The sequence below is a fragment of the Xanthomonas sacchari genome, assembly GCF_040529065.1.
GTDB classification, from domain to species: Bacteria; Pseudomonadota; Gammaproteobacteria; order Xanthomonadales; family Xanthomonadaceae; genus Xanthomonas_A; species Xanthomonas_A sacchari.
Map to the genome: position 1 here is coordinate 979,137 of NZ_CP132343.1, position 22,429 is coordinate 1,001,565.

At 68.6% G+C, this 22,429-nt stretch carries 19 protein-coding genes; 9 read left to right on the forward strand and 10 right to left on the reverse strand.

Translation table 11 applies throughout. The features are described from left to right. Window positions 1-140: 140 nt before the first annotated feature. Window positions 141-2,882, forward strand: a complete 2,742-nt coding sequence (gene secA / locus RAB71_RS04220; protein WP_010340116.1) for a preprotein translocase subunit SecA — start codon at window positions 141-143, stop codon at window positions 2,880-2,882. Window positions 2,883-3,016: 134 nt separating this feature from the next. On the opposite strand, the gene RAB71_RS04225 is transcribed toward secA, so the two are convergent. Beyond that, window positions 3,017-4,204, reverse strand: coding sequence for an FAD-dependent monooxygenase (locus RAB71_RS04225; protein ID WP_010342155.1), 1,188 nt, complete (start codon window positions 4,202-4,204; stop codon window positions 3,017-3,019). A gap of 103 nt (window positions 4,205-4,307) precedes the next feature. On the opposite strand from RAB71_RS04225, the gene RAB71_RS04230 reads away from it, so the two are divergent. The 3 genes from RAB71_RS04230 (at window position 4,308) to RAB71_RS04240 (ending at window position 6,530) form a co-directional block, all read left to right on the forward strand. Beyond that, window positions 4,308-4,862 (forward strand): TetR family transcriptional regulator, encoded by a 555-nt coding sequence (locus tag RAB71_RS04230; protein WP_010342157.1) that lies wholly within the window; start codon window positions 4,308-4,310, stop codon window positions 4,860-4,862. 83 nt (window positions 4,863-4,945) lie between these two features. After that, complete coding sequence (locus tag RAB71_RS04235; protein WP_010342158.1) at window positions 4,946-5,320, forward strand: VOC family protein; 375 nt, start codon at window positions 4,946-4,948, stop codon at window positions 5,318-5,320. A 247-nt stretch (window positions 5,321-5,567) separates the two neighbouring features. Then, complete coding sequence (locus tag RAB71_RS04240) at window positions 5,568-6,530, forward strand: Nudix family hydrolase (RefSeq protein ID WP_010342159.1); 963 nt, start codon at window positions 5,568-5,570, stop codon at window positions 6,528-6,530. A gap of 254 nt (window positions 6,531-6,784) precedes the next feature. Here RAB71_RS04240 and RAB71_RS04245 read toward each other — a convergent pair whose 3' ends face one another. From RAB71_RS04245 to RAB71_RS04255, 3 genes are all read right to left on the reverse strand, one after another. Further along, on the reverse strand, window positions 6,785-7,402 hold the full coding sequence (locus tag RAB71_RS04245) for a DUF4124 domain-containing protein (RefSeq protein ID WP_010342160.1): 618 nt from the start codon (window positions 7,400-7,402) through the stop codon (window positions 6,785-6,787). Between the two features lie 165 nt (window positions 7,403-7,567). After that, window positions 7,568-8,404 carry a methylenetetrahydrofolate reductase [NAD(P)H] gene (metF, locus tag RAB71_RS04250; RefSeq protein ID WP_010342161.1) on the reverse strand — a complete coding sequence of 279 codons (837 nt, stop codon included), beginning with the start codon at window positions 8,402-8,404 and terminating at the stop codon, window positions 7,568-7,570. A 178-nt stretch (window positions 8,405-8,582) separates the two neighbouring features. Then, window positions 8,583-9,953: an alpha-amylase family protein gene (locus tag RAB71_RS04255; RefSeq protein WP_029561981.1), complete on the reverse strand. Its 1,371-nt coding sequence runs from the start codon at window positions 9,951-9,953 to the stop codon at window positions 8,583-8,585. Window positions 9,954-10,285: 332 nt separating this feature from the next. Between RAB71_RS04255 and RAB71_RS04260 the strand changes: the two genes are divergently transcribed. The 4 genes from RAB71_RS04260 to RAB71_RS04275 all read left to right on the forward strand — a co-directional run bounded on the left by RAB71_RS04260 (window position 10,286) and on the right by RAB71_RS04275 (window position 15,777). Then, window positions 10,286-11,206: a M14 family metallocarboxypeptidase gene (locus RAB71_RS04260; RefSeq protein WP_010342163.1), complete on the forward strand. Its 921-nt coding sequence runs from the start codon at window positions 10,286-10,288 to the stop codon at window positions 11,204-11,206. 181 nt (window positions 11,207-11,387) lie between these two features. Further along, the gene (locus RAB71_RS04265) at window positions 11,388-11,945 is read left to right on the forward strand and encodes a DUF3228 family protein (protein ID WP_010342164.1); all 558 of its coding nucleotides are present in this window, start codon (window positions 11,388-11,390) and stop codon (window positions 11,943-11,945) included. A 509-nt stretch (window positions 11,946-12,454) separates the two neighbouring features. Beyond that, window positions 12,455-14,998 (forward strand): methyl-accepting chemotaxis protein, encoded by a 2,544-nt coding sequence (locus tag RAB71_RS04270; protein WP_010342165.1) that lies wholly within the window; start codon window positions 12,455-12,457, stop codon window positions 14,996-14,998. Window positions 14,999-15,003: 5 nt separating this feature from the next. Further along, entirely contained in the window at window positions 15,004-15,777 is a 774-nt protein-coding gene (locus RAB71_RS04275; RefSeq protein WP_010342167.1) for a TorF family putative porin, read from the forward strand. Between the two features lie 12 nt (window positions 15,778-15,789). On the opposite strand, the gene RAB71_RS04280 is transcribed toward RAB71_RS04275, so the two are convergent. Genes RAB71_RS04280 through RAB71_RS04290 form a run of 3 tightly spaced genes read right to left on the reverse strand, consistent with a single transcriptional unit; the run spans window position 15,790 to window position 18,783 of the window. Further along, window positions 15,790-16,491 (reverse strand): sulfotransferase family protein, encoded by a 702-nt coding sequence (locus tag RAB71_RS04280; RefSeq protein ID WP_010342168.1) that lies wholly within the window; start codon window positions 16,489-16,491, stop codon window positions 15,790-15,792. Further along, the gene (locus RAB71_RS04285; RefSeq protein WP_010342169.1) at window positions 16,488-17,402 is read right to left on the reverse strand and encodes a sulfotransferase domain-containing protein; all 915 of its coding nucleotides are present in this window, start codon (window positions 17,400-17,402) and stop codon (window positions 16,488-16,490) included. The genes RAB71_RS04280 and RAB71_RS04285 overlap by 4 nt, the downstream gene beginning before the upstream one ends. Next, window positions 17,395-18,783 carry a cytochrome P450 gene (locus RAB71_RS04290; RefSeq protein WP_010342170.1) on the reverse strand — a complete coding sequence of 463 codons (1,389 nt, stop codon included), beginning with the start codon at window positions 18,781-18,783 and terminating at the stop codon, window positions 17,395-17,397. The genes RAB71_RS04285 and RAB71_RS04290 overlap by 8 nt, the downstream gene beginning before the upstream one ends. A 532-nt stretch (window positions 18,784-19,315) precedes the next feature. On the opposite strand from RAB71_RS04290, the gene RAB71_RS04295 reads away from it, so the two are divergent. Then, entirely contained in the window at window positions 19,316-20,077 is a 762-nt protein-coding gene (locus RAB71_RS04295) for a class I SAM-dependent methyltransferase (protein WP_010342171.1), read from the forward strand. Window positions 20,078-20,115: 38 nt separating this feature from the next. Here the strand turns inward: RAB71_RS04295 and RAB71_RS04300 are convergent, their stop codons facing one another. The 3 genes from RAB71_RS04300 to ahcY all read right to left on the reverse strand — a co-directional run bounded on the left by RAB71_RS04300 (window position 20,116) and on the right by ahcY (window position 22,401). Continuing rightward, entirely contained in the window at window positions 20,116-20,415 is a 300-nt protein-coding gene (locus RAB71_RS04300) for a type II toxin-antitoxin system RelE/ParE family toxin (RefSeq protein WP_010342172.1), read from the reverse strand. A gap of 1 nt (window position 20,416) precedes the next feature. After that, the gene (locus RAB71_RS04305; protein ID WP_010342173.1) at window positions 20,417-20,701 is read right to left on the reverse strand and encodes a ribbon-helix-helix protein, CopG family; all 285 of its coding nucleotides are present in this window, start codon (window positions 20,699-20,701) and stop codon (window positions 20,417-20,419) included. Between the two features lie 254 nt (window positions 20,702-20,955). Continuing rightward, window positions 20,956-22,401 carry an adenosylhomocysteinase gene (gene ahcY / locus RAB71_RS04310; RefSeq protein ID WP_010342174.1) on the reverse strand — a complete coding sequence of 482 codons (1,446 nt, stop codon included), beginning with the start codon at window positions 22,399-22,401 and terminating at the stop codon, window positions 20,956-20,958. Window positions 22,402-22,429 lie beyond the last annotated feature (28 nt).

Below are 22,429 nucleotides of genomic sequence, written 5' to 3' on the forward strand. Positions count from 1 at the left end.
CGCTTGAATCGCCGGGCGCCGCCCCAAGCTACAATGTGCTTTGCCATCGACAGGGCGCCTCGCGCCCTGTTTCGTTTGCGGCCCGTCGATTCCATGGGGGATCGGGCCGTCGAGGCGTTCCTTTCCAACCGGTTCCTTCAATGATCAACAGTCTGCTTACTCGCGTTTTCGGTAGCCGCAACGAGCGCCAACTGCGCCAGCTCCACCGTATCGTCGCCAAGATCAATGCGCTGGAGCCGGAGATGGAGCAGCTCTCCGACGAGCAGCTGCAGGCCAAGACCCCGGAACTGCGCGGGCGCATCGCCGGCGGCGAGACCCTGGACAAGGTGCTGCCGGAAGCGTTCGCGGTGTGTCGCGAGGCCAGCCGCCGCGTGCTGGGCATGCGCCACTACGACGTGCAGTTGATCGGCGGCATGGTCCTGCATCTGGGCAAGATCGCGGAAATGCGCACCGGCGAGGGCAAGACCCTGGTCGCGACGCTGCCGGTGTACCTCAACGCGCTGGAAGACAAGGGCGTGCACGTGGTCACCGTCAACGACTACCTGGCGCGCCGCGACGCCGCGCAGATGGGCAAGCTCTACAACTGGCTGGGCCTGAGCGTGGGCGTGGTGTACCCGGGCATGCCGCACAGCGACAAGCATGCCGCCTATGCCGCCGACATCATCTACGGCACCAACAACGAATTCGGCTTCGACTACCTGCGCGACAACATGGCGCTGTCCAAGGCCGACCGCTTCCAGCGCGGGCTCAACTACGCCATCGTCGACGAGGTCGACTCGATCCTGATCGACGAAGCGCGTACGCCGCTGATCATCTCAGGCCCGGCCGACGAGTCGCCGGAGCTGTACATCCGCGTCAACCGCATCGTGCCGCAGCTGATCAAGCAGGAGTCGGAAGAGGGCGAGGGCGACTTCTGGGTCGACGAGAAGGGCAAGCAGGTGCACCTGTCCGAGGCGGGCATGGAGCACGCCGAAGAACTGCTGCGCGCCGCCGGCATCCTCACCGACGAGGAAGATCGCCTGTACGGCGCGCAGAACCTGAGCGTGGTCCACCACCTCAACGCGGCGCTGCGCGCGCACGCGATCTACCAGCGCGACGTGGACTACATCGTGCGCGACGGCGAGGTGGTCATCGTCGACGAGTTCACCGGCCGCACCCTGCCGGGCCGGCGCTGGTCCGACGGCCTGCACCAGGCGGTGGAGGCGAAGGAAGGCGTGCCGGTGCAGCGCGAGAACCAGACGCTGGCCAGCATCACCTTCCAGAACCTGTTCCGCATGTACAAGAAGCTGTCCGGCATGACCGGTACGGCCGATACCGAAGCCTACGAATTCCAGAGCATCTACGGCCTGGAAGTGGTGGTGATCCCGACCAACCGCCCGACCATCCGCAAGGACTGGCCGGACCAGGTGTTCCTCAACCGCCAGGGCAAGTTCAACGCCGTGCTGGCCGACATCGAGGACTGCGCCAAGCGCGGCCAGCCGGTGCTGGTCGGCACCACCTCGATCGAGACCTCGGAGATGCTGTCCGAGCACCTGCGCAAGGCGGGCGTGAAGCACGAAGTGCTCAACGCCAAGCAGCACGAGCGCGAAGCGCAGATCGTCGCCAACGCCGGCCAGCCGGGTGCGGTGACCATCGCCACCAACATGGCCGGCCGCGGTACCGACATCGTGCTCGGCGGCTCGCTGGAAGCCGAACTGCACGCGCTGGGCGAGGAGCCGGACGAGGCCACGCGCGCGCGCCTGAAGGCGGCCTGGCAGGAGCGTCACGACGCGGTCAAGGCCGCAGGCGGCCTGCACATCATCGGCACCGAGCGCCACGAATCGCGGCGTATCGACAACCAGCTGCGCGGCCGTTCCGGCCGTCAGGGCGATCCCGGTTCCTCGCGGTTCTACTTGTCGCTGGAAGACAATCTGATGCGCATCTTCGCCTCGGACTGGGTGCAGAAGGCGATGCGCATGATGGGCATGAAGGAAGACGACGTCATCGAGGACAAGCTGGTCAGCCGGCAGATCGAGAAGGCGCAGCGCAAGGTCGAGGCGCACAACTTCGACATCCGCAAGAACCTGCTCGACTTCGACGACGTCAACAACGACCAGCGCAAGGTGATCTACGCCCAGCGCGACGAGTTGCTGGACGCCGAGTCGGTGAAGGAGAACGTCGACGGCATCCGCGACGACGTGATCTACGACATCGTCTCGCGCTTCGTGCCGCCGAACTCGGTGGACGACCAGTGGGACCTGCCGGGCCTGGAAGCCACGCTGGCCAGCGAACTCGGCCTGTCGCTGTCGATCACCGACCTGGTCAAGCGCCACGAGGAACTGGACGCGGACGGCATCGTCGAGAAGGTGCGCGAGGAAGTCGACCGCCATTTCCGCGAGAAGGAATCGGCGATCGGCAGCGAGACCATGCGCGCGCTGGAGAAGCACGTGATGCTGACCGTGCTCGACCAGAGCTGGAAGGAGCACCTGGCGCGCATGGACTACCTGCGCCAGGGCATCCACCTGCGCGGCTACGCGCAGAAGCAGCCCAAGCAGGAATACAAGAAGGAAGCCTTCGAGCTGTTCTCGGAGATGCTGGAGCACGCCAAGCGTGAAGTGGTGACCCTGCTGGCGCGGGTGCGCATCCGCAGCGAGGAGGAAGTGGCGGCACTGGAGGCGCAGGAGCGCCAGCAGATGGAGGCGCAGCTGCGCCAGGCGCAGTTCCAGCACCAGGACGCCGGCGGCTACGGCGCCGACGAGGAAGCCGAGCAGGTGCAGCGCGGCGAAGCGGGAGCGCCGACCGTGGCGCAGGTGACCCGCGAAGCGCCGAAGGTCGGCCGCAACGATCCGTGCCCCTGCGGCAGCGGCAAGAAGTACAAGCACTGCCACGGCCAGCTGAGCTGAGCCTGGCCTGGCCGCACGGTGGCGCATGCGCGCCGCCGCTGCGGGCCGGCCCCCTTCAGGGGTGAAGACGCGGCTTCGTTGCTCCCGCAAATGTGGGGGGTGGGGGGGGGGGGGGGACGGCGGCCATCCGCCGCTCAGTTGCCCAGTTCGGCCAGGCGCGCCGCCAGCCTGCGCTGCAGCAACGGCGCATGATCGACCAGCCCAAGCAGGCCGTTGCGGACCGTGCGTGCCAGCGGCGCGGTGGCGGTGGCCGCGTGGGTCATCGCGTCGGTCATGCGCACCACGCCGCGAGCGATGCGGCGGCGGCGGGTCGCCCAGTCGTCCAGGCCCTGGTTATCGTGCTGGCGTAGCGCCTGCCGCAGCGCTGTCGCCAGGGCGACCGCGTCCTGGATGCCGGTATTCATGCCCTGGCCACCGGCGGGGCTGTGCACGTGCGCCGCATCGCCGCACAGCAGGACCCGCCCCCGGCGCATCTGCGCGGCCACCCGGTGCTGCAGATGGAAGTCCGAACGCCACAGCAGTGTGTCGACGCGCGCGCGCCTACTGCGCGGTCCGCGCGCATCGAGCAAGGCCTGCACCTGCGCCAGCGTCGGCGGCCCGATTGCGTCCGTCACCGTGGCCACGATCCGGTGGCGATCGCCCACGGTACCGTCGGGTTCCGGCAACGGCGCCACCACCATCAGGCCCTGCGGCGAGAAGAACAGGCTGACTTCGTCGCGCGGCAGCGGCCAGGCCATGCGCACATCGGCCAAAACGAACGTTTCCGCGTAGTCACCGCCCTCGAACGCGATCCCGGCGCCCTGCCGCACCGCGCTGTGCGCCCCGTCGCAACCGACGATCCAGTGCGCATGCACCTGCCGCCGGCGCTGCTGCGGCAGCTCCAGGTCGGCGCTGATGCCGTCTGCTGTCTGCGCAAACGAGAGCAGGCGTGCCGGACGCCACACCGTGACGGGGTCCGGCTCCAGGGCGTCGGCGAGGATCGCTTCGGTCGCGCTCTGCGGGCACATCAGCGCGTAGCGGTGCGCCGAGGGCAGGTCGTCGAAGCCGATCTGCAGCAGCACCCTGTCGCCGTCGCGCACGCGGAAGAGGGTGGTGCGCACGCCCGCCGCGAGCAGGCGCGGCACCACGCCCAGCGGTTCCAGCACCTCCAGGGTGCGCGCATGGATCACCGCTGCGCGCGAGGTGTTCCGCCCGGCCGGGTGCCGATCGACCAGCAGCGAGGCGATCCCGAGCCGGTCCAGTGCCAGGCGCAGCGCCAGTCCGCTGGGGCCGGCACCGACGATCAGGACCTCCGTCGATCGCGTGTCGCAGTTTGCGTTCATCGCATCTTCCTGGGTAAGCGTGTGTTTACATCCTGCGCCGTTTCCGGGGTGGAGTAAACTTCTGTTTACAAGGGCCGCGCCTGTGCCCTGCAGAGACGCATCCGTGACCCGTTCGCAGGCAACCAAGGACCGCATTCTCGAATCGGCACGCGCGCTGTTCGCGTTGCACGGCTACGACGGCACCACGGTGCGCCAGATCGCCGCGCAGGCGCAGGCCAACGTCGCACTGGTGATCCGCTACTACGGCAGCAAGGAGCAGTTGTTCCTGGCCGCGGTGGAGTTCGACCTGCGCCTGCCGGATCTGCGCGACCTCCCTGCCGAGGACGTGGGCGAGCGCCTGGCGGTGCATTTCTTTGCGGTCTGGGAGGACGCACCGTCGGGCTATCAGTTGGTGGCCTTGCTGCGCGCGGCGGTGAGCCACGCCGATGCGAAGGCGCGGATCACGGAGATCTTCGAGAGGCAGCTGCGTACCGCGGTACGGCGTTACCTCGGGCCGGGCGCGGCAGCGGAAACGCGCGCCGCGTTGATCGCCTCGCAGATGCTGGGCTTCGCCCTGGTGCGCTATGTGCTGGAATTTCCTGCCAGGGGCCTGACCCGGCCGCGCGCAGTGCGGGTATTGGGAGAGACGCTGCAGCGCTATCTGACGCAGCCTCTGTGAGGGCTGGGCGCGTTTGCCAAGCATGGCGGTCGCGCCGTGGCATGCTCGGTCATGGATCGCTCGAACACCTTGGAGAAATCGCCTTGGATGCCTCTACTAGCCGGGAACTGAAGGTCTTCGTGCCGGCGCAGGATTTCGCGCTGTCGGCGCAGTTCTATGCGGACATAGGCTTCGCGCCCGAGCCGCTCGGCGACGGCCTAATCTGTTTCCGCCATGGCGACCGTTGCGCGTTCCTGCTGCAGGATTTCTACCACGCGGGCCTGGCGCACAACCTCGTGCTGCACCTGTGGGTGGAGGATGCCGATGCGTGGTGGCGGCGGCTGCAGGCGGCCGACCTGGCTGGCCGCTACGGCGCGCGCCTGGGCGAGCCCGAGGACCGTCCCTGGGGCATGCGCGACTTCACCCTGCACGACCCCGGTGGCGTGCTGTGGCGGATCGGCCACGGCCTGGATGCCTGAGCGGTGCGCGTTGGATGGGCGGCGCTGGCGCGATGCAGGCGGTCGCGCAGGGTAGCGGCGGCTGCCCGCAGCGTAGCGGGCCAGTCTGCGCCTGATCTTGCCTTGGCGTGGCAGCCCGACCAGCAGCGCACGCCGACGCGCAGCGCGTGCTTTCCGGATTGCATCGGCGCCGCTTTACGTGGCCGACCGTCGCTGATGTGAACCCGGTTGATTGCGTTGGTACTGCCGGAAACGGCAAGCTTGCGCCATGTCCGAACCGCTCAGATCCATTCATGTCGTCGCCGGCGTCATCACCGATGCGCGCGGCCGTATCCTGCTGACCCGCCGTACCGAGGGCCGCGACCTGGCCGGCCTGTGGGAATTCCCCGGCGGCAAGCGCGAGCCCGGCGAGACCTCGGAGCAGGCGCTGGTGCGCGAACTGCAGGAGGAACTGGGCATCGATGCGGTGGTCGGCGAGTGGCTGATGGAAGTGCCGCAGCGCTACCCGGACAAGCGCCTGCGCCTGGAAGTGCGCCAGGTCTCGGCATGGAAGGGCACGCCGCGCGGCCGCGAGGGCCAGGCGCTGACCTGGGTGAGCGCCGACAAGCTGGGCCGCTACGCGATGCCGCCGGCCGACCAGCCGGTGGTGGCGATGCTGCGCCAGCCCGCCTGCTACCTGGTGACGCCGGAGCCGGCTGAGCCGGGTCACTGGTTGGCGGCGCTGCAGCGCGCACTGGACGCTGGCGTGCGCCGCGTGCAGTTGCGCGCGCGTGGCCTGCCGGCCGAGCAGTGGCTGCCGCTGGCGCGGGCCGCGGCGACGCTGTGTACGGCGCGTGGCGCGCAGGTGCTGGTCAACCGCGACGTGGCGCTGGCGCAGGAGCTGGACGTGGGCGTGCACCTGGGCGCGGAGCAGTTGCCGCAGTGGCAGGCGCGTCCGTTGCCGGCCGGACAGCCCGTGGCGGCGTCCTGCCACAGCCTCGAAGAATTGCAGGCGGCGCAGCAGCTCGGTTGCGATTTCGCGGTGGTCGGGCCGCTGGCGGCCACCGCCAGCCATCCCGGCGCCGCCCCGCTGGGCTGGGAGGCGTTCGAACGCCTGCGCGAGCAGGTCGCCCTGCCGATCTACCCGATCGGCGGCCTGCTGCCGAGCCAGGTGGCCGAAGCGCGCCGCCACGGCGGCCAGGGCATCGCCGCAATCCGCGGCCTGTGGCCGCTGGCGGCCGATGTGGCGTGAGTGTCGCCAAGCTGCATGCCCAATCGTAGGAGCGTCTTCAGCCGCGACCGGGCATCCTCGAGAAGGCCCGATCGCGGCTGAAGCCGCTCCTACAGATGATGCGGTGCGCGCACAGGGGGCCGCTGTCGCGATTCCCGAATCCCCATTCCCGAATCCCGGCTCCATCGCGTCGCGGCTGAAGCCGCTCCTACAGATGACGCGCTGCGCGCGCAGGGAGCCGCGGTTGCGATTCCCCATTCCCCAATCCCGGCTTCTCAAAAACTGATCCAGAAGCAGTCGTACTGCCGGCGCAGGTCCAGTACGGTGGAGGCGGGGGTGATGCTGCCGGCGAGGGTCTGCTGCAGGCGCAGGCCGGTCGGATGCGGGCGCGATGGCGCCTCGCCACCATCGGCATCCGCTGCTGCCGACGTGGCCGTTGTCGCGGACGCGGCTGTCGACGATGTGCCGGCTGCGGGATCGATGGTCGCGCTGCTGTCCGGCAACACCGGCACGATCGCGACCAGGGGGCGGCGCACGATCGCCTCCAGCCGGTCGAAGATGCGTTGCGCGCCGTCGTCGGAAACGCCATTCCACCAGTACAGCGCCGATAGCCGATTGACGTCGCGGGCGTCCACGGCGCTGCGGATCTGCTGAACCAGCACGCTCAGCCGGCGCACGCACTGCGGCGGCGCCAGGCCGCGGGCATCGCTGCCGACGTTGCCGGGCGCCACCGGTGGCGGCAAGCGGTCGATCGCGCCGACGTCCTCGCAGCGGCGATCGCTGAACACGGTGGTGCCGTCGGGGCCGGTGCAACGGTTCACCCGCTGCGCCATCGCGGGCACGGCGAAGACGCACAGGCACAACAGCAGCAGGATCGGCGGAAGGGCGCGCATCGGCGCAGGGTAGCCGCAGCCGGCGTGACCGCGGAGCGAATGCCTTACGAGCGCTGGGATCCGGGATTGGGGATTGGGGATTCGCCAAAGCGAGGCCGCGCGCCGCCGTTACCAATCTCTAATCCCGAATCCCCAATCCCAGCGCTCGGCCAGCGGCCGCGACACTCAGCCGACGGCTGAGGGCAGCCGTGCCAGGACGCTGGTGGTCGGCTTGGCCAGGTTGAGCGTATAGAAATGCAGCGCCGGCGCGCCGCCGTCGATCAGGCGCTGGCACAGCGCGGCGACCACGTCGGCGCCGAACTCGCGGATGGCTTCGGCATCGTCGCCGTAGGCCTGCATGCGTTTGCCGATCCAGCGCGGGATTTCCGCGCCGCACTGCTCGGAGAAGCGCCGCAGCTGGCTGAAGTTGGAGATCGGCATGATGCCCGGCACGATCGGGATCTGTACGCCGAGCTTGCGCACCGCGTCGACGAAGTGGAAGTAGGCGTCGGCGTTGTAGAAATACTGGGTGATGGCGGCATCGGCGCCGGCGTCGACCTTGGTCTTGAAGTGGCGCAGGTCGCTGAGCGCGTCGTGGGCCTGCGGGTGCGTCTCCGGATAGGCGCCCACTTCCAGATGGAAGGCGTCGCCGTGCTCGGCGCGGATGAAGGCGATCAGGTCGGCGGCATAGCGCAGGTCGCCGGGGTGGCCCATGCCGGAGGGCAGGTCGCCACGCAGCGCGACCAGGCGCCGGCAGCCGATGGCACGGTACAGCTTGAGCAGTTCGCGGATCTCCTCGCGGCTGCCGCCCACGCAGGACAGGTGCGGCGCGGCCTCGAAGCGGTGATGCTGCTTGAGGTGGCGCACGGTCTCGGAGGTGTAGCTGAGGGTCGAGCCGCCAGCGCCGAAGGTGCAGGACACGTACTCCGGCGCGTAGGCCTTCAGCCGCGCGGCGGTGCGGTCGAGCTGCGCGCGCTGTTCGTCGGTCTTGGGCGGATAGAACTCGAAGCTGATGGCGGTCATGGGCGCAACGCAGCGGGCGGTGCGATCAGTATATCTCTTCATCCGGATGGATGTGCAAGAAAAGACCGGGGCGCCGGAACGGGACGGCCGGCGCCGCGTCGAAGCCGTGGGACCACGTGGGCCCGGTCGGCACGACGCCGACGCGCCCACCTGGGCGCGCCGGCTTGGATGCGGACGCTCAGCGCTTCCACATCCGCGCCTGCCGCGGCGGCAGGCTGAAGGTGTAGTTGCCGCTGGAAATGCGCACCACGCTGCCCGAGCCCAGCGCATCGGTGTAGTCGACGTTCCAGCGCAGCACGCTGCCGTTCATCGGCACGGCGGCGGTGACGGTGGTGCCGCACTTGTTGATGCCGACGATGCCCAGGTCGCCGCGGCGGAACAGCAGGTAGCAGTCGCCGTGCGCCAGCACCTGCATGTCGCGGCCCTGCGCGGCGTTGTGGAAACCGACCATGCGCTTGAGGTCGTCGCGCTGGTAGGCGTTGACCCAGCGGTTGTCGCCGCTCTCGTTGTTGTCCGAGTACACCATCGGCACGCCACCGTCGCGGCCGAGCAGATAGGCGTAGGCCAGGGTTTCGTCGACCGGGTCCATGATCGCGTAGCGGAAGCCGGCGTTATTGGGGATGTCGTGGGTGATGGCGAAGGTCACTGCGCGCGCGCCCGGCAGCGCCTGGCCGTAGGCGCCCGGATCGACCAGCAGATCCATGCTGCCGCCGTAGGCGAAGGCGTTGCGCACCGAGTTGAACAGCGGGAAGTCGTAGGCCGCGTGCGGGGTGGCCTGCAGGTATGGCGCCAGGAACTGGTCGTAGTCGGAATTGCCGCTGCCGCCGCCGGTGATCACTTCGCCGAACACCATCACCCCGGAGCGCACCTGCGCATCGAGCACCTTGTTCAGATGGTCGAAGGTCATGTGCTTGGCCGCGTCGATGCGGAAGCCGGTCACGCCCAGCGCCTTCAGCGCCAGCAGGTAGTTGCGCTGCTGCTGCACCACCCAGTCGTTGCCGACCAGATCCGGCAGGCCGGGATCGCTGCCGCCGCCGCAGATGCGATAGGTGCGCACCTGGTAGGGGTCGTTGTAGTTGGTGATGCACTGCGCCGGGCCGAAATCGCTGGCGCTGAGGAAATTCTGCGAGAGGTCGCCGAACAACCGCAGCGCGGCATAGCGCTGCGGATTGGCAGCGTACTGGCCCAGCACCGCGCTGCCCGGGTAGTTCAGGTCCGAGCGCGTGGCCGCTTCGTTGGCCATGTGGTTGAGCACCACGTCGGCATAGGTCTCCACGCCCACGGCCTTTAGCGCCTGCACCATGCTGGCGAAGGCGTCGGTGTCGCCGAGCGGGTTGTCGATCAGGCGCATGTCCTGCGGCTGGTAGCGCGCCCACCAGGCGTCTCCCTGCGAGCGGTAGGCCGGCGCCACCAGCACCTTGCGGTAGCCGGCGGCGGCGATCTGCGCGGCACGCGCTTCCACGGTGGCGTAGGGCCAGTTGAAGGCATGCAGGATGACGTCGGCCTGGGCGCTGGCGGTGGCCAGGAGCAGCAGCAGGCCGACCAGCAGGCTGCGCCAGCGGTGCAGGCGCAGCAGACGATTTGCAGCGGATGGGACGCGCATCGTTCGATCTCCTCGTTGCGTGGGCGCAGGCGGGGGCCTGCAGGACAGGGGCATGACCTCGCCGCGGGGCTGGCGTGCGGCGGGAGGATGCTAAGCGCGCATCGCGGCGCAACATGCGCGCGCTACATACGTATTCATGGCGACAGCGCGCGAAAGCGGGATCGGCATCCGCTTCCGCAACGAGGTACCGCTAGCGCGGTGTTCGTGGCACATGGCGCATCGCGGCCCTTGCGCTTTGCTACAGTCGCCGCCCTCACCTGTCGACGCGGAGCCGCATCATGACCAGCGCAGCCTTCTATCCGATCGGAACCCCCGGCGTGCCCTGGGGCGCCGCCGAGAAAGCGGCGTGGCTGGCCGGGCAACCGCGCCGTCGCAGCTATCAGGATGAGGTGGTGGCGGCCATCGAGCGCTTGCGTGGGCCGTGGGAGCTGGTCGAGTACGGCGAACTGGCGTACGCGCAGGAGCGCTATCCGTTGCTGGCGCTGCGCAGCCGCGATTGGAACGAGGCGCTGCCGTACATGCTGGTCACCGGTGGCGTGCACGGCTACGAGACCAGCGGCGTGCATGGTGCGCTGCAGTTCGCGCAGCAGCATGCCGAGGACTACGCCGGCCGCGCCAATGTGCTGCTGGCGCCGTGCGTGAGCCCCTGGGCGTACGAGCGCATCCACCGCTGGAACGCCGATGCGATCGATCCCAACCGTTCGTTCCGCGCCGACAGCCCGGCGCAGGAATCAGCGGCGCTGCTGCGTCTGGTCGCGCTGTTGCGCGAGCACATTCGCATGCATATCGATCTGCATGAGACCACCGACAGCGACGAGTCCGAGTTCCGTCCGGCGCTGGCGGCGCGCGACGGCGTCGACTATGCGCCGGGCGGCATCCCCGATGGCTTCTATCTGGTCGGCGACAGCGAGAATCCGCAGCCGGCCTTCCAGCAGGCGGTGCTGGCCGCAGTAGCACAGGTCACCCATATCGCGCCGGCCGACGCCGCCGGCGAACTGATCGGCACGCCGCTGGCGGCGCCGGGCGTCATCAATTATCCGGTGAAGCGGCTGGGCCTGTGCGCAGGCATCACCGATGCGCGCTACACCACCACCACCGAGGTCTACCCGGACAGCGCCAGCGCCACGCCGGAGCAGTGCAACGCCGCGCAGGTGGCGGCGGTGCGCGCGGCGATCGACTACGCGTTGGCGCATCCGTAGTCGCAGGCATGGTGTGCAGTATCCGTAGGAGCGGCTGCAGCCGCGACAGGCGCTATCGATAACGCTCATCGCGGCTGAAGCCGCTCCTACATGGGCGTGCGACCACGCGGATGCGCCGGCCGCGGTGGGCACCGACCTTGCCGCGCGCTACGCTTGTCCGCCCTCATTCGCCATGCATGCCATGTCCATCGTCCTCACGCCGTTCGCCCGCACCCGCCTGTTCCCGCGCGACGGACGTCGCAATGCGATCCAGGACTGCACGCCGGAGCAGTTCGAGCAGCATCTCAACGCCAATGTGCCGCTGCAGGTGCTCGACGGCTATGCGCCGTTCTGCAAGCTGCACGTGCACCGCAACTGGACCTCGACGCGCTGCCTGACGGTGCCGATCACCGACGCCAACCGGCGCCTGCTGCGTTCCGGCTATGAGGCGCGCAGCCGCGAGGAACTCCCTGTGCTGGTGCGCTGGTTCGAAGGCGTCGAGCCGCCGGTGGCCGCCTACCTGCTGCCGATCCTCTACAGCCGCGAACAGCTCGCCCACGAGGGCGCGCCGATCGAGGCCGACTGGGGCGTGGTCGGTTGCCTGTACACCGCCGAGCCGCAGGAAATCCCAATGGCACCGATCACCATGCTGCGCAATGCGCTGGGCGTGGAGGAGGGCGGCTCCGGCGTGCCGCTGGATCGCGACGCCTACCGGCGCAGCGTGGCGTTCTGGGAGCACAACGCCAACTGGCGGCCGTAAGCGCTGCGCACGCGCCGTTTGCGCCCAGCGAGCTGGGCGCGCGCAAGCATCGATGAGCCCGCGACGATGATGGATGCATCGCCGGTCACAACGCAGGCGCGAGCGCCTATGGCTGCTCCATGCGCTCTTACGTCTCTGTTGCAGCGTCTGTACGTTGCCGAAGCCGGCAACGCGTGCTGCATCAGTGTGCATACCTGTTCACTGGCGCACGCGCGCAGGAATAAACAGCGCGCTATTGACCACTTTCACGGCGAAGCCATGTCCGTTCATCCGGCTCGCGCGGGACGACCATCAAGTTTGCGCACGACGGGACGATAGCGAGAAGGTGGGCCGCACGCAGCAGCGCCGGGAAGCGATTTCCGGCGGCGCGTCGCGGCCGGTGGGGAAGGCGTCCCGGGCAGCAGGTCATCGGCAACGGACACGCGCGCTCGCGCCGTGCGCCGCGGTGGGCTGTGCCGCGCGGCGCGTTCCCCGCGACCGCATTCCCTCCCCCCGCCAAGGAAGTTGTCATGTCCACTCCGTCGCCGCATCGCCGTCGCGGCAGCGTCGCCAAACGCCTGATGCTGGGTACCGGCCTGCTCGCGCTGGCCTGCTTCGGCCTGACCGCGATGATCATCTACTGGCGCAGCAGCGATGCGTTGCTGTCGACCTCGCGCACCAGCATCGAGAACCTGGCGCAACTGGAAGCGCAACGCGTGTCGCGCGAGATCGGCGTGGCCTTCGACGCCAGCGATGCGCTGGCCAACAGTTTCCGCGTGCAGCACGGCGCCGGCGGCCTGTCGCGTGCCACCGCCACCGCGGTGCTGCGCAGCCAGCTCGATGCGCATCCGCAGTGGCTGGGCATCAGCACCATGTGGGAGCCGGACGCGTTCGACGGCAACGACAAGGGCTTCGTCGGTGCCGAGGGCCACGACGCCACCGGCCGCTACATGACCTGGTGGTCGCGGCAGAACGGCCAGCTGGTGCGCGAGGCGCTGCGCGACTACGAGAAGCCCGGCGACGGCGACTGGTACCTGCTGGCGCGCAACACGCACAAGCCGGTGGTGATCGAGCCCTACTACTACCCGGTGGCCGGCAAGGACACGCTGATGACCACGCTGGCCACGCCGATCCTGGAGAACGGCCGCTTCCTGGGCGTGGTCACCGTCGACTTCACTCTCGATACCCTGCAGCAGCGCATCGCCGCGCTGCGGCCGATGGGCGAGGGCCATGCCAGCCTGTTGTCGCCGTTGGGCATGGTGATGGCCAGCCGCGATCCGCAGCAGGTCGGCAAGACCCGCAACGACGCCTGGTCCAAGGACATGCTGGCGCGCGTGGCCAAGGGCCAGGTGGTGTTCGACCATCGCCGCGCCGACGGCGAGGATGCGTTGAACGTGTTCGTGCCGCTGAAGATCGGCGATGCGCCGCAGGCGTTCGCGCTGGGCATCTCGGTGCCGTACGCGCTGGTGATGGCCAAGGCGCGCGCGCTGCTGTGGACGATTGCCGCGGTCGGCCTGCTCTCGGCGCTGTTGCTGAGCGGCGCGCTGTACCTGCTGCTGCGCCGGCAGGTGCTGGATCCGCTGGCCGAGGCGGTGCGGGTGTCCTCGGCTGTCGCCGCCGGACGCCTGGACAGCCAGGTCCGGCATCGTCGCGACGACGAACTGGGCCAGTTGCTGGACGCGATGGGCAGCATGCAGACGCAGCTGCAGGCGGTGATGCAGGCGCAGGCGGAGATGGCGCAGCGCCACGACGCCGGCGAGATGAGCTACCGCATGGACGCCGCGCGCTTCCCCGGCGAGTACGGGCGCATGGTCCACGGTACCAATGCGCTGGTCGCCGCGCACGTGGACGTGCAGCGGCGCCTGGTCGAGGTGATGTCGCAGTACGCGATCGGCAACATGCAGGTGGACATGGAGGCGCTGCCGGGCGAGAAGGCGGCGATCACCGAGGCGATGCGCACCACCAAGCGCAGCCTGCAGGCGATCAACCAGGCCATCACCGAACTGGCGCAGGCCGCGGCCTCCGGCGATTTCTCCCGGCGCGGCGATGCCGAGCGCTTCCAGTACGACTTCCGCGGCATGGTGGTCGGGCTGAACCGGCTGATGGAGCTTACCGAGGGCAACCTCTCGGCCTTGTCGGCGCTGTTGCGCGCGGTGGCCCAGGGCGACCTCACCGCGCGGATGCATGGCGAGTTCCATGGCGTGTTCGCGCAGATGCGCGACGACGCCAATGCCACCGTGGAGCAGTTGACCGGCATCGTCGGCCGCATCCAGCACGCCACCACCGCGATCAACACCGCCGCCAGCGAGATCGCTGCCGGCAACGACGACCTGTCGCGCCGCACCGAGCAGCAGGCGGCCAACCTGGAAGAGACCGCGGCGTCGATGGAGGAGCTGACCTCCACGGTGAAGCAGAACGCCGCGCATGCGCATCAGGCCAATCGCCTGGCGCAGGACACCGCCGACGTGGCCTCGCGCGGCGGCGCGGTGGTCGAGCAGGTGGTGGAGACCATGTCCGGTATTGCCGGCGCGTCGAAGAAGATGGCCGAGATCATCGGCGTGATCGACGGCATCGCCTTCCAGACCAACATCCTGGCGCTCAATGCCGCGGTTGAAGCCGCCCGTGCCGGCGAGCAGGGCCGCGGTTTCGCGGTGGTGGCGAGCGAGGTGCGCGCGCTGGCCCAGCGCTCGGCGACCGCGGCGCACGAGATCAAGGGCCTGATCGACGCCTCGGTCGGCAAGATCGACGATGGCACGGCGCTGGTCAACGGCGCCGGCGACACCATGCGCGAGGTGGTGGCCAGCGTGCGCCAGGTCACCGACATCATGAGCGAGATCGCCGCCGCCTCGCAGGAACAGAGCGCCGGCATCGAACAGGTGGGCAAAACCATCGTGCAGATGGACGAGGTGACCCAGCAGAACGCCGCGCTGGTCGAGGAAGCCACGGCGGCGGCGCGGGCGATGGAGGATCAGGCCGGGGAACTGCAGCGCGCTGTGGCGCTGTTCAAGCTTGCCGCGCCTGCATCGGGCCGCCTGGCCGCGCCGGGCCGGACGCGGCTGGAGGTGGTGTCGTGAGGGCCATGCGCAGCGCCGCGCTGCTGCTGGCGCTGGGCGTCGCCGCACCGGTCTGGGCCGGCACCGCCAGCGCCAACCTGGCCGCGACCTCGAACTACGTCTCGCGCGGATTCGAGCAGAGCTGGGGCCGGCCGGTGCTGCAGGGTGGGCTGGACGTGGCCGCGGACAGCGGCTGGTATGCCGGCACCTGGGCGTCCGGGGTGAGCCCGTACTTCATCGAAGGCGGGCACGTGGAGTGGGACGTGTACGCCGGCTACGCCGTCAGCCGCGGCGACTGGGGCTGGCGTGCCGGCGTCTACCACTATGCCTATCCCGGCGCACGCATGAGCGCCAGCGGCACGCGCTACGACTACGGCGAGGCCATCGTCGCCGGGCATTGGCGCACGCTGGAGCTGTCCTACGCCAGCACCTGGACGCGCGACTACTTCGGCTACAACAGCGCCACGCTGGGTGTCGGCCAGGGCCGGCACTCGCGCGGCTCCGGCTATCTGGCCCTGGACGCCACGCTGCCGCTGGCATCGGACTGGCAGGCCAGCGTGCATGCGGGCCACCAGCACGTGCGCAACTTCGCCGACTACGGCTGGACCGATGCGCGTTTCGGCGTGAGCCGCACCTGGCGCGGCACCGAATTCGGTTTGAGCTACGCACGGGCCTGGAACAGCGCCGGCGTCTATCGTCGCTATACCACCGGCGTGGCGGATGGCGAAGGCCGGGTGCATGTCTCCAACCCGATCGATGGTGCCTGGTCGTTCACCATCAAGCGCAGTTTTTCGCTGTAGCCGGACGCGCGCTCAGCCATTGGCGGGCGGCGCGAACGCCTCCACGGCGAGCCGGTCCAGGTAGTCGCGCAGGCGTTGTTCGCGTTGTGCCGGGTCGCTGGGCAGCGGACGCGCCTGGGCGCCGCTGCTGCGCGCATGTACGCATGGATACGGCTGCGCCGGCACCGGCACGTCGAGGAAGGCGCACAGCGGTTCCCAGCCTGTCTGCGCGTCGGTGTCGAGTACCAGCAGGCGATGCGCCGGCACGTTGGCGATCACTTCCTGATTCCAGCGCTGGAAATAGTCGGTCATGAAGCCGCGATCGTCGATGCGCGTGGCGAAGTCGAGGCGCAGGAACTGGCTCAGTCGTTGGCCGTCGGGACCGAACAGCGCCGGCACGCGGCCGTCGCTGGCGAAGATGGTGTTGCGTACCGAATCGAACCAGGCATCGGCATCGCGCACGGTCAGGATCACCTTGGCCTGCGGATAGCGTGCGACCAGTTCGCGCCAGAAGCAGCAGCCGGGATAATCGACGGTGGCGGTATAGCCGGCGAACAGCGTGTCCCAGTCCGCCTGTCCGTCGAGCACCGCATCCCATCGCGGCAAGGCCTGGCGCAGGTTCGCGGCCAGTTCCATGGCGTGGTAGCAACGGCCCAGGCCCAGATGTTCCAGCGCCAGCTTCAGCGACAGGGTGCCGGTGCGGCCGAGGCCGGCGCCGATGATGTGCAGGCTCATGGCGTCGCCCCGGCGCCCTGCGCCAGCCACTGCGCCGCCTCGCGGCCCAGTTCCGCCTGCGCACGCGCCGCGTAGTCGGCAGCGACGGCCGCCGGCAACAGCGCGCGCCAGCGGCCACTACGCCCCTGGTTGAAGAAAGCCTTGCCGCCTTCGCGCCACAGCCCGGCGCCCTGCGGCACGTAGCGCGCGGCGTGCTGGCGCATGTAGTCGAACCGGCAGTGCGCCAGGATCGTGTCCCAGGTGGCGTCGCGTATCGGGATCTCGAGAAACGCGGCGATGCGTCGCACCTGCGCGGGCAGATCCTCCAGCAGGTCGGCGTAGTGCACCAGCAGCACGTTCGGCTGCGCGCGCTGCTGCCACCAACTGCGCACGCCTTCCCAGAACGGCCAGAACGGCGCACCGTCGTGGGCCAACCAATGCGCCACGTAGGCGTCCACCGGCAGGCTCGGTGGCGGCACCACGCGCAGCTTGCCCGGTTCGGCCGCGCCGGCATCCAGGCGCGCCTGCGCATCCTGGCTGACCGCACACTGGTGGTCGTAGAGGCTCAGCGCGATGTCGCGGCCATCGCGGCCGATGTACAGATACTTGGCGCGGTCGCTGATCACCAGCGCATCGGCCGGCAGATGAGTCTTGATGAAACGCCGGTGGGTCTGCGCCTGCAGCAGCGCGAGCTTGCTGGCGCGGTCCGGGTACACGCCATCCAGCCACGGCGAGATCGCCGACACGTCGACGTCCGCTGCGCCTTCGAACAGCAGTTGCGCCACGATCTGCTGCAGCCAGGTAGTGCCGGCCTTGGCGTAGCTGGCGATGACGATGTCGCTCTCGCGAAACTCCAGTTCGTTCCAGGCGGCGGAATCGAAGAAGCGGTTGGGATATTCCCGGGTCTTGGCGAAGGCGGCGAGGTCAGCCATGCGGGGCGTCCGGGGCAGGAGGCTGGGGCGTCGTCGTGTCATGCGACCGACGGCCAAGGGGAGGGGTGCGTGGCCGCAGCGCGATGCGGACGTCGAGTGGGCGCAGCACCAGCGCCGGGAACGGCCGCGGCTGCGCATCCGCCGCCAGGTGCAGCGTGCGCTCGCGCAACAGGCCGGCCACGACCACGGTCATCTGCACCAGCGCGAGTTGGGTGCCGATGCAGCTGCGCGGGCCGCCGCCGAACGGAAAGTAGGTGTAGCGCGCTGGCGTGTGTGCGGCATCCAGCCAGCGCGTCGGCAGGAAGCGCTCCGGCGCGACGAAATGGCGCGGATCGCGTTGCACCACCCACTGGCTGACGATCAGCTGCGTGCCGCGCGGCACCGCGAATCCCTTTAGCGTGGTGTCGCGTTGGGCGATGCGCGCGGTCATCCATGCCGGCGGATACAGGCGCATGGCTTCCTTCACACAGGCGCGGGTCAGTGACAGGTGTTCGACAAGAGTGTCGTCGCCTGCCGTGGCGGAGGCGTTGCCGATGTCGGGCAATACATCGGCTTCCTCCGCCACCGCTTGCGCGATCGATGGATGCTGCGCCAGGAGCAACAGCGTCCAGGTCAGGCCTGCCGCCATCGGCTCCAGCGCCGACATCAGCATCGCCGCCGTCTCATCGCGGCACCAGTCGCCCTGGCCCTGTGGATCGTCGCGCCGCAGCAGGTCCAGCACCGAGGCGTTCGCGCCTGGTGGACGTGGCGATGCCAGGATCTGCGTCAGTGCGCTGTCCAGCGCGTTGCGCGCGGCACGTAGACGGCGCTTGCCGGCACTCGGCCACCAGGCCGGCGCCGCGGACGGCGTGCGGGTCTGCTGCAGGATCGCATCGACCATCGGCAGCATCCGCAGCAGCGCGGGCGCGTGCGCCGCATCGCCGAGCAGGAAGCCGGCGCCCAGTTCCGCACAGAGCGCTGTCATCGTCAGGCGTAGGTCCTTTGCATGCGCGATGTCCTCGCCCGATTGCAGCAGCGCCTGCGTGGCGGCGAGTGCCTGTCCGGCATAGTCGCGGACCAGCCCGGCGCGAAATGCGGGCTGCAGTGCCTGGCGCTTGTGTCGCCAGGCCTCGCCCTGACTGTTCATCACCGAGGACGGGAATGCAGCACGCCGCGTGCGCGGGTCCGGATCGGATTTGGCGTAGAGGCTGCTATCGTCGCCCAGCACGGTCGCGATGGCTGCCGGCGATGCCAGTAGGTAGGTGCGCTCGGCGACCCGCACCACGTCGCCATGTTCGCGTGCGCAGCGTTGCAGGAAGTCGAGGGGATCGCGCGCGAAGGCCTGCCGGTTGCCGAACGCCCAATGCCCACGCGGACCGGGCGGACGTTGTTGCGTCTGCATCACGCACTCACCTGCACGAAGACGCATGACGGCACGGTGCACCGCGATGCGGAAGACGACATGGGACCGACGGCGAACGCATGCGTGGCCGTGCAATGCGCCGAGTGCCGAAGAGAGGGGGGGCGGATCGCCCCCTCTCGCACGCGAATGCCACGCAACGGTGGCGGGAAGTCAGTAGGTGTAGATGTAGCCGAGCCTGTTGCCACCGAGGCTCTGTACCCAACGCGACAGCGAATCAAAAAGGCGCTTCATGGCGATACTCCTGATTGAACGGGGGACTCTGTTGCGATCGTCGCGCCTGCCGCCTGTGGCAGGCGCGCAGAAAGCTTCCTCGCTCGACTACGGCGACGCAAGCGAAAGACTGAAGCGTCGCCAACTGCAATATTCCTGTCATTTTTCGTCGAGCACCTTGCGTCGCAAGTGATCGGATCGCGTCGCCGCGTTTGCCGTCGGCGTCGCTGCCGTGCGTGCGCCATTGCGTCGCGATCGCTGCGTGCTATCGTCGCGCCACTTCGGCAACGAGTGGCTGCGGATGCCCGTGACCCACGAGTACGATCGCCTGGCCGCGATCTACGATCGCGTCTACGATCGCTGGCCTGCCGCCGCTACGCAGCAGTGCGTCGACGTGCTGGCCGAACTGGCCGCGGGCCGCGCGGCGCTGGAACTGGGCATCGGAACCGGCCGTATCGGCTTGCCGCTTGCGCACCGCGATGTGCCGGTCACCGGTATCGACAATTCCCCGGCGATGCTCGAGGTCTTGCGTGCCAAACCCGGCAGCGACCGCCTGCAGTTGGTCTGCGCCGATTTCGCCGACATGCCGGTGTGCGGGTCGTTCGGCCTGATCTATGCGGTGGGGGCGTTCGGCTATCTGCTGAGCCAGGCCGAGCAACTGCGGTGCGTGGTCAATGCGGCGCGCTGCCTGGCGCCCGACGGGCGCTTGCTGATCCAGAGCGCGGTGCCGGGCGCAGAGGTGTTCGACAGCGGCGGCAAGGTCAGCCAGGTGCTGGACGTGCCGGACACCGACGGCGATGGCGCGGCAGTGATGCTGGTGTGCTCGCAGCCGGATCCGCTGCAGCAGCGCATCGACCAGCGCGTGGTGGTGCTGGGCGAATCCGGCACGCGCATCTTCAGCGAGCGCCGCCGCTACGTGTGGCCATCGGAACTGGACCTGATGGCGCAGATCGCCGGCCTGTGCCTGGAGGCGCGCTGGAGCGACTGGGCACGCACGCCGTACCATGCGCGCAGCCGCATCCAGATTTCGGTGTACGCGCCGGCTGGCGATTGCAGGATCTGAAAGACTAGCGCCGTCTTGTGCGCTAGATGGCGATGATGTTACGCATCGCGGACATAGCCTGCCTCGCGTTCTGCGCGGATCGCCAGGACAAAGACGGTATCCAGCGCCACCACGTATCGGTAGAGGGCAACATGTCCCTGAGCGCCTTGGCCAATCACCAGTTCACGCAGATCATGGCGCGGCAGCCGGCCGATCAGCGGATTGTCCGTCAGCACGTTCGATGCGCTGACGATCTCGCTCAGACGTTCCTGGATATGCTCGGCTTCGTGTTGTTCCAGATGGCCGATGATGCGCCGTAGGTCCTCGTTGACAGAGGGCAGGAACTCGACGTGCTCCATGCTATTTCGCGAACTTGCGGGGGGCGGGAGGGGGCGTGTGCTTGCCCTGAATGCGTTCCATCAGATAGCGACGCATCTCGTCCCAGGGAATGCTTTCGCCGGTTTCGAGGAATTCGCCCCAACGGCGCTCGGCCTCTGCATGGAAGTCGAAGCACCGCTCGGCCAACTCGGCCTTCTCGGCAATGGCTTCCAGGATGAAGTTGTGCGACGTGGTGCCGGCCGCTTCCGCAGCCTTGGCGACGCGGGCCTTGAGTGCGTCCGGCAGGCGGATGGTGGTGGTGCTCATGGGGAGCTCCAGGCGATTGGTGTGGAATCAATGTAGCGCAGGTGTGGTACGCATGGCCTGGCTGGACAGGCGCGTCGGCCCACTAGTCGGAAAGGCCGCTTGGAGCAGGGAGTGCGCAAGGTGGCGATGTCTGCGGTTTTCGCTCCGTACGAATTTCCAGCCCCTGTTTCCGCACGCTCGCAGCGCCGATTGCACAAAAAACGGGCGCCTCGCGGCGCCCGTTCTGGTCTGCCTGGCGATGTCCAGCCAATGCCTCAGTAGCGGTAGTGCTCCGGCTTGAACGGACCGTCGACCGGCACGCCGAGGTAGGCGGCCTGTGCGTCGGTGAGCTTGGTCAGCTTCACGCCGATTTTCTCCAGGTGCAGGCGCGCCACTTCCTCGTCCAGCTTCTTCGGCAGGCGGTATACCTGCTTCTCGTAGCTGTCCTTGTTCTGCCACAGGTCGATCTGCGCCAGGGTCTGGTTGGCGAAGCTGTTGGACATCACGAAGCTGGGGTGGCCGGTGGCGCAGCCCAGGTTGACCAGGCGGCCTTCGGCCAGCAGGAAGATCGCGTTGCCGTTGGGCAGCATGAACTTGTCCACCTGCGGCTTGATGTTGATCTTCTGCACGCCCGGCAGCTTGTACAGCGCCTCGACCTGGATCTCGTTGTCGAAGTGGCCGATGTTGCAGACGATGGCCTGGTCCTTCATCTGCGTCAGGTGCTCGATGCGGATGATGTCCTTGTTGCCGGTGGTGGTGACGTAGATGTCGGCCTGGCCGAGGGTGTCCTCGACGGTGTTGACCTCGAAGCCTTCCATCGCCGCCTGCAGCGCGCAGATCGGGTCGATCTCGGTGACGATGACGCGGGCGCCATAGGCGCGCAGGCTGTGCGCCGAGCCCTTGCCGACGTCGCCGTAGCCGCACACCACCGCGACCTTGCCGGCCAGCATCACGTCCATCGCGCGCTTGAGGCCGTCGGCCAGCGACTCGCGGCAGCCGTACAGGTTGTCGAACTTGCTCTTGGTCACCGAGTCGTTGACGTTGATCGCCGGGATCAGCAGGGTGCCGGCTTCGGCCAGCTGGTACAGGCGGTGCACGCCGGTGGTGGTCTCTTCGGAGACGCCCTTCCAGTCCTTGACCACGCGGGTCCAGTAGCCCGGGCGCTCCACCGCCACGCGCTTGAGCAGGTTCTTGATCACCTGCTCCTCGTGCGAGGAGGCCGGTTCGTCCACCCACTTGGAGCCGTTCTCCAGTTCGTAGCCCTTGTGGATCAGCAGGGTCACGTCGCCGCCGTCGTCCACCACCAGCTCCGGGCCGGTCTGGGTGCCGTCGGGCAGGGTGAAGGTCAGTGCGTCGAGGGTGCAGTCCCAGTACTCCTCCAGGGTCTCGCCCTTCCAGGCGAACACCGGGGTGCCGGTGGCGGCGATCGCCGCGGCGGCGTGGTCCTGGGTCGAGAAGATGTTGCACGAGGCCCAGCGCACGTCGGCGCCGATGTCCTTCAGGGTCTCGATCAGCACCGCGGTCTGGATGGTCATGTGCAGCGAGCCGGTGACGCGCACGCCGGCCAGCGGCTTGGCGGCGGCGTACTGGCGGCGGATCGACATCAGGCCCGGCATCTCGTGCTCGGCGATGTCCAGTTCCTTGCGGCCCCAGTCGGCCAGGCTGATGTCGGCGACCTTGTAGTCGCCCTCGGTGGAAAAGCTCTTGAGTGCAGCGTTCATCGATAAAGCTCCGGTCAATGGCGAGAAA